The organism is Alteromonas abrolhosensis (assembly GCF_001953635.1).
Classification (GTDB): domain Bacteria; phylum Pseudomonadota; class Gammaproteobacteria; order Enterobacterales; family Alteromonadaceae; genus Alteromonas; species Alteromonas abrolhosensis.
Genome location: NZ_MEJH01000005.1, coordinates 312,210 through 323,387, shown reverse-complemented (window position 1 = coordinate 323,387; position 11,178 = coordinate 312,210). Strand labels below are relative to the sequence as shown.

Genomic DNA, 11,178 nt, shown 5'->3' with positions numbered 1-11,178 from the left:
GTCACCGATAATAGACCTGTTTAACCAAGAGGTGGTTAGCTATGAAGTTCGAACATCGGTTACGTTACCCTTAGTCACTGATATGCTCAAAGCTGCCACAGCAAAGCTACTGAAGCACGAGAAGCCACTCTTACACTCAGACCAAGGTTGGCAATATCAAAACATACAATACCAACAACACCTGAAAAAGCATGGGTTGCTTCAAAGTATGTCTAGGAAAGGAAACTGTTTAGACAATGCCGTTGCAGAAAACTTCTTCGGCATATTAAAAACTGAGATGTATCACAATGAAACGTTCAAAGATGCGAATGAGCTCATTGAAAACATCAAAGAATATATTGATTACTACAACAACGAACGCATTAAGCTAAAACTAAAAGGCCTGAGTCCGATACAATATCGAAATCAGGCCTTGGTTGCCGCTTAGAAATGAGTCCAACTTAATGGGGTCACTTCATAATGCGGCCTTTTTTAATCGTCCTGAGAAAGTTGCTGAAGGTGCTGCGACATGCGTTTACTGGGTTGAACACCCAACTCTCTGAATTTCTCAATTTGCCTAACTAGGTTCCCTCGCCCACTGGTTAACTTATTCATCGCTTGCTCATAGCTTGCGTGAGCGGAATCCATCGATTTACCCACTTTTTCCATATCAGAAACAAAACCAACGAACTTATCATAAAGCTTGGCTGCTTGTTCTGCGATAAGCTGCGCGTTTTGATTTTGATACTCGTACTGCCATATATTATTTATTGTTCGAAGCGCGACTAACAAGTTAGTGGGGCTAACCAGCATAATGTTGTGGTTAAGCGCCATTGTGACTAAGTCAGGCTCTTCTTCAACTGCTATCAAGAAAGCTGGCTCGATAGGAATGAACAGCAACACATAATCGAGTGTTTTTATGCCTTTTAATGTTTGGTAGTCTTTCGCACCTAAGCCTTTGATATGCCCTTTTATTGAAGCCACGTGCTGACTCAAAAATTGTGCTTTTTCAGCTTCATCATCGCAGTTGTAATAACGTTCATAAGCAGCCAAACTCACTTTTGAATCTATAATCACATCTTTGTCATTCGGCAAGTGCACAACCACATCCGGTTGAAAACGCTTACCGTGTTCAGATGTTGCAGACATTTGTGTTTCAAATTCGTGACCTTCACGCAAACCCGATTCTTTGAGGATACGTTCAAGCACTACTTCTCCCCAATTACCTTGTTTTTTATTGTCGCCTTTAAGCGCGTTGGTTAGTGCCGCTGCCTCTTCGGTTATTTTTTGATTCAACGCCTTTAAACTTAATATTTCGGTTTTAAGAGACGCTCGCTCCTGCCCCTCGCGTATGTGCTGCTCTGATATTTGTCGCTTAAAGCCATCTAATTCATTTTTGAACGGAGCTAACACCGCTTCTATGTTGTGTTTTGTTTGTTGAGTATAGCGTTGCTGCTTTTCTTCAAATATACGGTTTGCTAAGTTCTCGAATTGGGTTTGCAAACGTTGCTCCGACGCATTCATCGATGCCAACTTATCTTCATGAGCGGCATGGAGTGCCTGTATTCTAGCTTGATGGGCTTCGTTTTGCGCTTGAAGCTTGGCGTTAGCAATGCGTTCGTTATTCAGCTCATTTTGTAACTGTTCACTTTGAAGGGTTATTTGCGCCAATTTAGCTGAAATTACTTGGCCACGGATAAACGAAAAAAGTGCAAAAGCACACAAACTGAAGAAAGTAATTAAAAAAGCAACGGGTTCGCTAGTGATTAGGTTGGTTAACATAGTGCAGGTTCATACTGTTATTTTGTACAGCACTATAAACAAAAACAGCTAAATATACCAATTCGTGTTTACGTTAAACGAGATTCGGGCGAAGCGGTAAGTAGATAAGTGGTGAAATTGATATGAAGTGCAAAAATAGAAACGGGCCCTTATGCGCCCGTTTCACTGCTAATAAAAAGCCTTAATGTGTAGATTTCATTGTTGCGCTCTATTTAGAAAGTGAGGCATCAAGCTCTTCAATTTTTGCTTTCCAAATGGCTGGGCCATTTTTATGAGCATTGGCACCCGTGCTATCTACAGCAACGGTTACCGGCATGTCTTCTACGTCGAACTCGTAAATTGCTTCCATACCTAAATCTTCAAAAGCAACAACACGAGATTTCTTAATTGCTTTTGATACAAGGTAAGCTGCACCACCAACTGCCATAAGGTAAACTGCTTTATGTTTAGCAATTGAGTCAACTGTCGCCGGCCCACGTTCTGCTTTACCAATCATGCCGATAAGGCCTGTTTTCTCAAGCATCATGTCGGTGAATTTATCCATACGCGTAGCCGTAGTTGGGCCAGCCGGGCCAACTACTTCGTCACCTACAGCATCAACCGGACCTACGTAGTAAATAAAACGATTAGTTAAGTCAACGCCCTCTGGTAAACCTTCGCCATTTTCCATCATGGTTTGAATGCGTTTGTGCGCAGCATCACGACCAGTAAGCATTTTTCCTGAAAGTAATACCGTTTCACCAACTTTCCACTCTTGGATATCTTCTTTGGTTACTTCATCAAGGTTAACGCGGCGTGTGTTTTCACCCACTTCCCACGTTACTTCAGGCCAATCTTCTAGTTTTGGTGGCGTTAGTTCTGCTGGACCCGAACCATCAAGATAGAAGTGCGCATGGCGGGTTGCTGCACAGTTAGGGATCATTGCAACTGGCTTTGACGCCGCATGAGTAGGTAGAGACTTAATTTTAACGTCAACAACCGTTGTTAAACCACCTAGACCTTGCGCGCCGATACCTAGCTTATTTACGCGATCAAAAATTTCTAAGCGCAGTTTTTCGTCAGTCGTTTGAGGGCCGCGTTCAATAAGCTCTTGAATATCGACCGGATCCATAAGGCTTTCTTTCGCAAGTACCGCTGCTTTTTCAGCAGTACCACCAATACCTATACCCAGCATTCCAGGCGGACACCAGCCCGCGCCCATTGTCGGCAATGTTTTCACAACCCAGTCAGCGATATCATCGCTTGGGTTAAGCATTACCATTTTCGATTTGTTTTCTGAACCGCCGCCTTTAGCCGCGATCATCACTTCAATCTTCTCGCCTGCTACCATATCAATGTGAACGACTGACGGCGTATTGTCTTTGGTGTTTTTACGCGCGCCGGCAGGGTCAGCAACAATAGAGGCACGAAGTGGGTTGTCTGGATTAAGATAAGCGCGGCGTGTACCTTCATCAACCATTTCTTGAACGGTCATGTCAGTTTTATCCCACGTAACACCCATACCAACTTTAACAAAACAAGTCACGATCCCCGTGTCTTGACACAAAGGGCGCTTGCCCTCTGCAGACATGCGTGAGTTGATAAGAATCTGTGCCATTGCGTCTTTTGCGGCTTGGCTCTGTTCTTTTTTATAGGCCTCTTCTACGGCTTTAACGTAATCGAGTGGGTGATAATAAGAAATAAATTGCAGGGCATCTTCAATGCTGTCAATGAAGTCTTGTTGACGGATAACGGTCATGACATCCTCTTTTTATTTGGCTTTCGTGGTCTTAGCTAGCTAAAAAAGCGTATACTAGCGCATCTAAAGACATCGCACCATGTAAAACCATGTGCTTAAGGTTAATTCCAGTTATTTTTAAAAACTATTTAGGATACATGGGCCTTCCAAACGCTCTGAAGCTATTAACGAGACATTGCTGTTTAATTTGGCCATTTAATTTAGCCGGTTAAAGATAAAACCTTGTTTTACGATTATTGTTAGAACAAATAACTACGATAAAAAAGAAGTACAGAAAATACCTATGCCACACCCAGATACTTTTCACGTTCATGTTTCCCGATTCACACCAGAGGCGTTAGTCAACGCTATACCACTAAACTGTGACGAAAATGAATCTGTCTTTAACTCACTGTTTGAACACGTATCTGCCCTACCATATTCAATTTTACTGGATACATCGGGTTCGTCGAAAAGCGAAGGTCGTTTCAATATTATGGCCTTTTCCCCATCTGCGGTTATCGAAGCTAAAGGCGATTTAGTTGAACTTATAGATGTACAAACATCAACACGTCAAAAGCTTAAGTTACCTCCCTTTGAAGCAGTCCAAACGCATTTACATGCGCGCGTTTCAAACGTGATACTGCATGGCAATTTTGATACCGAACACCTCCCTTTTATTGTGGGCGTAGCAGGGATGGCAGGTTACGACACTGGTCGTTTTTATGAAGTCATGCCAAATATTGCTAAAGATGATTATGACACGCCTGATTTCACAGTCGGCCTTTACCTTTGCTCACTTATTGAAGACACCCAAACGGGATATATTTACTATTGCTCTGCCGATAATCAGCCACTAGAACAACTTTTCTCTTCTTTCGATAACCAACAGTCATCATCTGCGTTTAAGCTGACATCTCGTTTCGAATCAAACTTATCAAAAGATGCCTATGAAGTCTGTTTAGATAAAATACACGCCTACTTACGCGCAGGAGATTGCTACCAAGTGAATATGGCGCAGCGCTTCAGTGCAGGATTTGAAGGCAACCTGTGGCATGCTTATCGCGAACTGCGCAGTCAAAATCAAGCCCCGTTTTCTGCCTTCTACAAGCTTCCTCAAGGTAGTATTGCTTCCATTTCGCCTGAAAGGTTTTTGCGTGTTAAAAATGGCGTTGTAGAAACAAAACCTATAAAAGGAACTCGCCCTCGTTTTAAAGACAAGGCTAAAGATGCTGAAAGCGCACAAAGCCTTCTTATGGCAGAAAAAGACCGTGCAGAAAACCTCATGATTGTTGATCTACTTCGCAACGATATCTCTAAGCATTGTAAGCCTCATTCAGTGAAGGTGCCGGCACTTTTTGCGCTTGAAAGCTATGAAGCCGTGCACCATTTAGTCAGTACAGTAACGGGGGAATTGAATGAGACATCTTCGCCCTTAGAGTTACTAGCATCTGCGTTCCCAGGCGGTTCTATAACGGGCGCACCTAAAATTCGCGCTATGGAAGTTATTGATGAACTTGAGCCGCATCGCAGAAATATTTACTGTGGAAGCGTATTTTATATGGGCTTTCGTGAAGATATGGATTCGAGTATTTGTATTAGAACAGTATTGGCCGAAAACCATCGATTACATTGCTGGGCCGGTGGTGGTATTGTGCTAGATTCGGTTGCAAGCGAAGAATATCAAGAGACTCTTGATAAGGTGTCTAAAATTCTTCCTGTGCTTGAATCATTGAATCAGTAGCCGTGCATACGCATAAAGGCTAATTTAGAGTAAAGGATTCGGTTGTAGATAAATAGCGATGACAAAAAATGAATTTTTATCACAATTTCATCATTTAAGGCAGCCTAGCCTAGAGCCAGACTTTCCGTTGAGGAAAACAGGGCGGCCCGCAGCTGTTCTTATTCCCCTGATAGATTATGGTAATTCGCTGCAACTATTGCTTACCGAACGTGCTCATCACCTAAAACATCATCCTGGACAAATAAGCTTCCCAGGCGGTGCAGTTGATGATACTGACAATTCTTTTTTCGATGCTGCGCTTCGCGAAGCAAAAGAAGAAGTAGGTTTACCCCCTAGTCATGTCGATGTTGTGGGCATGCTCCCCCGTTACCGCACCATTAGCGGGTACGAGATTGCCCCTGTTGTTGGTTTCGTGAACCCTGACTTTACGCCCGTCATTGACAAGAATGAGGTAGAAAGTGCTTTTGAAGTACCCCTTGCGCATGTCTTAGACAGAAGAAATCATTTGGTTCATACCACCCATCGCGACAAAAAAGCCTTTCCAATTTATTTTATCCCCTGGAAAAACCGCATGATTTGGGGGGCAACGGCAGCGATGTTACGAAATCTTTCCCATCATATTCATCCTTAAATATGGTGTTTGCCCTACCGCATTGCCCATTACTATAAATTAAACTTTACAGCGTATTAGCAAAACTAATCCCTTTATTAGCTTTTCTGTATTGTGGTTTTCACGTGGTGGATGCATGATCTTAATATTACTTTGTTTTAATTTTGAAAGTTTATGATCAGTGTATTTGATATGTTCAGCGTGGGCATAGGCCCGTCGAGTTCGCACACCGTAGGTCCAATGAAAGCAGGCGCCGAGTTTGTTTCAGAACTTGCAGAGGATGCAGCGCTTTTCGAATCTATAGATAGCGTAAAAGTTGAACTGTTTGGTTCACTTGGCCAAACCGGTATTGGGCACGGCACTGGAAAAGCAGTTATCCTTGGCCTTTTAGGAGAGTTGCCAGATGTTGTCGATGTAGACAGTATCGAGTCGAAGCTTGAAGAAATACGCAACACTGAGAAGCTTTGCCTTAACGGTCAGAAATTGGTGCGTTTCCCCAACAAAAACGCCATTGTGTTTCATCGCCGTAAGACACTACCGAAACACGCTAATGCCCTAACCTTTTACGCTTATGCAAAAGATGAATTGGTTAGGCAACAAACTTATTACAGTATAGGTGGCGGCTTCATCATTAAAGATGAAGACTTTGACGCAACTAAAGCACATGCTGCCAGCCTTCAGGCTTCGGTTCCGTTTCCATTCAAAACCGCTGGTGACTTGCTTGCGTTGTGTAAAACTAACGGTTTAAGCATTAGTTCCCTTATGCTGCGTAATGAGTCGACTTTCAGGCCGAAACATGAAGTGAAGCAGGAATTACACAACATTTGGCTGGTAATGAAAGCGTGTATTCAACGCGGCATTGAAAGCGAAGGTATTCTGCCAGGAGGATTGAAGGTAGTCCGTCGTGCGCCCGGCTTGTACCGCCGTCTTCAAACCGAGCATACTAACGACCCTATGCAAACAATGGATTGGGTGAATTTGTTTGCCTTAGCGGTAAATGAAGAAAATGCAGCGGGCGGCCGCGTTGTAACCGCACCAACAAACGGCGCAGCAGGCATCATCCCTGCCGTGCTTCAGTACGTTGATAAATTTATTCGGCCAGTTGATGAAGAAGTGGCTAGCCGATTCCTTCTTACCGCCGGCGCTATCGGTATTCTCTATAAAGAGAATGCGTCTATTTCTGGCGCTGAGGTAGGTTGCCAAGGAGAAGTTGGCGTAGCTTGTTCAATGGCTGCAGGCGCCCTTGCAGAAATTATGGGTGGTACAGCTGCATCGGTTGAGAATGCAGCTGAGATTGGAATGGAGCACAATTTGGGGCTTACATGTGACCCGGTTGGCGGCCTTGTACAGGTGCCGTGCATTGAGCGCAATGCTATGGGAGCAATCAAGGCTATTAACGCATCTCGTTTAGCTCTACGCGGAACCGGAGAGCACAAAGTATCGCTAGATAAGGTTATAAAAACCATGCGCGATACGGGTAACGATATGAAGACTAAATATAAAGAAACGGCGAGAGGCGGACTTGCGGTAAACATTATCGAGTGTTAGCTCTGGCTGATAATTTACCACTGTGCAAACGATAAAAAAGGGGCTGATTGCCCCTTTTTCACATGTATATTTGAATTACGTGTCGACGTTACTTAACCGGTAACGTTACACCCTTAAACATCTTCTCAACTTCTTCATTGTTTTTTAGCATCATGGCCTTTTCAACTTTGTCTTTCGTTAGGTGAGGCGCAAAACGCTCAATAAAGTCGTACATGTAACTTCTTAAGAACGAACCTTTTCTAAAGCCAATCTTGGTCGTGCTGTAATCGAATAAGTGACTAGCATCTATTTTAACCAGATCATCGTCTAACTCTTCACTTACCGCCATCGACGCTATTACTCCGATACCAACACCTAAGCGCACATAGGTTTTTATGACGTCTGCATCTGTTGCAGTGAACACAATTTTTGGCGTTAGCCCTGCTCTTTCAAACGCTTGGTCTAATTCAGAGCGCCCGGTGAAACCGAAAACATAAGTAACCAACGGATACTTGGCGATATCTGAAATATCGATAGTGCCCTTTTTCGACAACGGATGGTCTTTGTTTACGATTACACTGCGATTCCAGTGATAACAAGGAAGCATGACTAAATCGTTGTACAAGTGAAGCGCTTCAGTGGCGATGGCAAAATCAGCTTCACCTTTAGCGGCAAGATCGCTAATTTGCGATGGCGTACCTTGGTGCATGTGCAATGAAACTTTAGGGTACTTGCTCATAAAACCCTGAATTACATCGGGTAACGCATAACGCGCTTGCGTATGGGTAGTTGCAATATTCAGTTTGCCTTGGTCAGGAAGTGTGTGCTCTCTGGCTACGGCTTTAATACTCTCTACTTTGGCTAGTATTTCACGAGCTATATTGATTACATCATTACCCGCGTCTGTTACGTGTGTTAAATGCTTGCCGCTACGGCCAAAAATTTGAACGCCTAGCTCATCTTCTAACATGCGCACTTGTTTGCTAATACCAGGTTGAGAGGTATACAAACTTTCTGCAGTTGCCGACACATTCAAATTGTTATTGAGGACTTCTACGATATACCGTAGTTGCTGTAGCTTCATATTTTACACCGTTTAATGCGAGAGACTGACACTGTACTCCCTCCGTTATAACCAAAACCACCTATTTTTACTAGTTGCTATTACGAAATTGGCATTATAAAGTTGAAAATAATTGATTTTTTACATTTTCGAGTGGTATTTATTCGCCTTTAGCCATTTTCTTCTACATTATGGTTAGGTGATTAAAAAGCACGGTGTTTGATAGACAATGAGTAGCAGCAAACAAGTTACATCCACGATTGATTTTTCATCGGTATTGGCAGCCGCGGTACACGACATGAAAAATTCACTCTTTCTCCTTATTCAGTCTATCGAAACATTAAGTGACTCCCTTTCACCCCAAGACGAAAAAGCCAGAGAGCAAGTCGCCAGTGTTCATTACGAAGCGTCTAGACTTAACACTAACCTTGTACAAATACTGTCGTTGTACAGGGCAGAATTAGAAAGTCTTCCTATTACCGTCGATGAAAGTTTCATTAAAGACTTGGTCGAAGATGTTGTTGGCTCCAATGCCTTATACGTATCTCAAAAGAATATTGATATCAGTATCGAAATAGACGATGACTTAAGCTGGTACTTAGACAGCGAACTTATTTACTTACTGTTAAATGATGTGATCATCAATGCGATGCGTTACGGCACTTCAAAGATACTCGTCACTGCAGACGTTGACGAAAACGACTTCATGACTATTAAAATAGAAGATGACGGTCACGGCTACCCGCAAGCGATGTTGACCAAGAGCCATGAAGAACTGTGCGATTTTGAATTAAGCCAAGGCCGAACGGGACTGGGGTTGTTTTTTGCTAAGTTAATTGCAAATGCTCACTCGCAAGGAGATAAGGTAGGAACGATTGCCCTTTCTAATGGTGGAAGTTTCGGTGGAAGTGTATTTGAAGTAAAAATACCGTAAGATTGACCGATAACCTTAGGTAATACAGAAAGTAACGCTCGTACGTAGTAATACGTTATCGTTATAAAAAATAAAAAACAGACGGAAACACACGCATGTACGTGATTATTATTATATTAATTGTTGTTTTGCTAATCGCAGCTATCTTCATAAATGCAATGCAACAACATCGTCAAAAGCAAGAGGCTGAGCGCAGAACTGAGCTCGCTAAGCAGCGCACTATTGTTGACGAAACAGAGAACGTTATTTCCGCCTGTGTCAACATGCCAGTGTCTTCACGCATTATGGGCATACTTCATAATCGTATTCTTAATGCATTGAAAGCAATGAACGATTTATCGAGTACGTCAGAACTTAAGCAGCGAATTTCAAGCAGTGAGCAAGCAACGGCTGCTGCCCTTTCGGATAATAGCGGCATCGTTAACGATTTCTCGTTACCCGACAATGACAAAATGATCATTCAGTATATTCAAGCTGTTAAAAAACTGCGCATTATCCTTCGCTCAGAGCACAGCAAGGGGCAAATAGATTCTAAAGTGTTCATGGATGAAGATAAGCAGCTTGAGCGATTGCAGGTGAAAGTAAACGTTGAAACGCTAATTAAACGAGGCCGCGCTGCTCTTCAAACAAACATGTTAGGTTCTGCTAGACAGTATTTCGAGAAGGCGAAAAATGCATTAGAGAATCAAAATCCGCAAGATGAATATTCTACATCTAAACTTGCTTCACTTAACGAATGGTTATATGAAATCCAGAGTAACCTTAAGAGCGTGAACGAAAAAGACCGAGCCAAGAAGCAAGAAGAAGAAAGAGACGAGTTAGACGAGTTGTTCGCTCCGAAGAAGAAGTGGTAAGAAATCCACTTTTTCCAGTATCTACAGAGCGCATTATTTCATTCGTAATGCGCTACGACCAAATCCCACATCGTTTGTGCCGGCAGCGATAGCCCTTTTCGCGCATTTCTAATAAGCCCGATATTCTTAACCAGAGGCTTATCAAAAATTTCTTTTACCATTAACCCTAAACCTTCCATTTGCGCTCTACAAATGGCTGGCATAATAGATATGCCTAAACCATTTTGAATAAGTTTGCCGAGTGTAGAAAGCTGGCCTGTTTCCGCGATAATATTTAGCTCACCATACTGTTCAAGCTTGGATTGCGTCCAATAACGAACCGCCGACCCTCTATTCATCATAACCAATGGAAACTGTAAACAGTCTTCCCAGCGTAACTTATCACCAAAGTTACTTGATTGCGCTTTGTTAGTTACTACCACAAACTCATCAGCGAAAAGACTCTTGAACACCAAACCGTCTTTGCGCTCTGGTTCAAAAGAGAAACCAATTTCACTGCGTCCCGTTGTAACTTCGTGAATTACTTGCTCCATCACCACGTCGACAATTCGTAAGTTTACGTTTGGAATACGTTGATGAAAAACAGACAGAATCTCTGGTAAGTGAGACTCGGCGAATGAAGGCATAGCACAGATGGTAAGTTGCCCTTTTGCCATTGCAAATAAGTTTTGAATGTCAGAAAAAGTATTATCCCAGTCATGCAAAAGGCGCACGGCATTTGGAAACAGTACCTCGCCTTCTGGCGTTAAGCTTACATTGCGAGTATTTCGCTTAAATAGCTTACCACCTAACTGTTCTTCCATTTTCTTTATGGCAGATGACAATGCCGGTTGCGTTAAGTGCAGGTTTACCGCAGCTTCGGCAAAGGTGGCCGATTTAGCTACCTCTACAAATGCTTTTATTTGACGATATGACACATCCATACACTTTTTAATTTAACCTTTAATTAATAAATATTATTTATTAAT

General features: G+C 42.7%; 10 protein-coding genes. 6 read left to right on the top strand and 4 right to left on the bottom strand.

The genetic code is table 11. The features are described 5' to 3' along the window. The coding region (locus tag BGK61_RS10345; protein WP_076026056.1) for an IS3 family transposase at window positions 1-427 on the top strand (427 nt) is incomplete at its 5' end. Window positions 428-471: 44 nt separating this feature from the next. Here BGK61_RS10345 and rmuC read toward each other — a convergent pair. Together rmuC and BGK61_RS10335 are read right to left on the bottom strand one after the other, a co-directional pair. After that, window positions 472-1,761: a DNA recombination protein RmuC gene (gene rmuC, locus BGK61_RS10340; RefSeq protein ID WP_076011234.1), complete on the bottom strand. Its 1,290-nt coding sequence runs from the start codon at window positions 1,759-1,761 to the stop codon at window positions 472-474. A 208-nt stretch (window positions 1,762-1,969) separates the two neighbouring features. Beyond that, window positions 1,970-3,499 (bottom strand): fumarate hydratase, encoded by a 1,530-nt coding sequence (locus BGK61_RS10335; protein WP_076011235.1) that lies wholly within the window; start codon window positions 3,497-3,499, stop codon window positions 1,970-1,972. A 283-nt stretch (window positions 3,500-3,782) separates the two neighbouring features. On the opposite strand from BGK61_RS10335, the gene pabB reads away from it, so the two are divergent. From pabB to BGK61_RS10320, 3 genes are all read left to right on the top strand, one after another. Then, a complete protein-coding gene (gene pabB / locus BGK61_RS10330; protein ID WP_076011236.1) occupies window positions 3,783-5,222 on the top strand; it encodes an aminodeoxychorismate synthase component I in 1,440 nt (479 codons plus the stop codon). 58 nt (window positions 5,223-5,280) lie between these two features. Next, the gene (locus BGK61_RS10325) at window positions 5,281-5,853 is read left to right on the top strand and encodes a CoA pyrophosphatase (RefSeq protein WP_076011237.1); all 573 of its coding nucleotides are present in this window, start codon (window positions 5,281-5,283) and stop codon (window positions 5,851-5,853) included. Window positions 5,854-6,006: 153 nt separating this feature from the next. Further along, a complete protein-coding gene (locus tag BGK61_RS10320; protein WP_076011238.1) occupies window positions 6,007-7,380 on the top strand; it encodes an L-serine ammonia-lyase in 1,374 nt (457 codons plus the stop codon). Window positions 7,381-7,468: 88 nt separating this feature from the next. Here BGK61_RS10320 and cysB read toward each other — a convergent pair whose 3' ends face one another. Continuing rightward, window positions 7,469-8,443 (bottom strand): HTH-type transcriptional regulator CysB, encoded by a 975-nt coding sequence (cysB, locus tag BGK61_RS10315; RefSeq protein WP_014949524.1) that lies wholly within the window; start codon window positions 8,441-8,443, stop codon window positions 7,469-7,471. A gap of 208 nt (window positions 8,444-8,651) precedes the next feature. Between cysB and BGK61_RS10310 the strand changes: the two genes are divergently transcribed. Both BGK61_RS10310 and BGK61_RS10305 read left to right on the top strand, forming a co-directional pair. Beyond that, window positions 8,652-9,356, top strand: coding sequence for a sensor histidine kinase (locus tag BGK61_RS10310; RefSeq protein WP_076011239.1), 705 nt, complete (start codon window positions 8,652-8,654; stop codon window positions 9,354-9,356). Between the two features lie 95 nt (window positions 9,357-9,451). Next, complete coding sequence (locus BGK61_RS10305) at window positions 9,452-10,210, top strand: hypothetical protein (protein WP_014998379.1); 759 nt, start codon at window positions 9,452-9,454, stop codon at window positions 10,208-10,210. A gap of 38 nt (window positions 10,211-10,248) precedes the next feature. Here BGK61_RS10305 and BGK61_RS10300 read toward each other — a convergent pair whose 3' ends face one another. Next, the gene (locus tag BGK61_RS10300; protein WP_014998378.1) at window positions 10,249-11,133 is read right to left on the bottom strand and encodes a LysR family transcriptional regulator; all 885 of its coding nucleotides are present in this window, start codon (window positions 11,131-11,133) and stop codon (window positions 10,249-10,251) included. Window positions 11,134-11,178 lie beyond the last annotated feature (45 nt).

Bases quoted from the DNA above. Each gene is read 5' to 3' on its own strand.
- pabB (WP_076011236.1), top strand. From the start codon at position 3,783: ATGCCACACCCAGATACTTTTCACGTTCATGTTTCCCGATTCACACCA.
- BGK61_RS10300 (WP_014998378.1), bottom strand. From the start codon at position 11,133: ATGGATGTGTCATATCGTCAAATAAAAGCATTTGTAGAGGTAGCTAAA.
- BGK61_RS10335 (WP_076011235.1), bottom strand. From the start codon at position 3,499: ATGACCGTTATCCGTCAACAAGACTTCATTGACAGCATTGAAGATGCC.
- rmuC (WP_076011234.1), bottom strand. From the start codon at position 1,761: ATGTTAACCAACCTAATCACTAGCGAACCCGTTGCTTTTTTAATTACT.
- BGK61_RS10325 (WP_076011237.1), top strand. From the start codon at position 5,281: ATGACAAAAAATGAATTTTTATCACAATTTCATCATTTAAGGCAGCCT.
- BGK61_RS10320 (WP_076011238.1), top strand. From the start codon at position 6,007: ATGATCAGTGTATTTGATATGTTCAGCGTGGGCATAGGCCCGTCGAGT.
- BGK61_RS10310 (WP_076011239.1), top strand. From the start codon at position 8,652: ATGAGTAGCAGCAAACAAGTTACATCCACGATTGATTTTTCATCGGTA.
- BGK61_RS10305 (WP_014998379.1), top strand. From the start codon at position 9,452: ATGTACGTGATTATTATTATATTAATTGTTGTTTTGCTAATCGCAGCT.
- cysB (WP_014949524.1), bottom strand. From the start codon at position 8,443: ATGAAGCTACAGCAACTACGGTATATCGTAGAAGTCCTCAATAACAAT.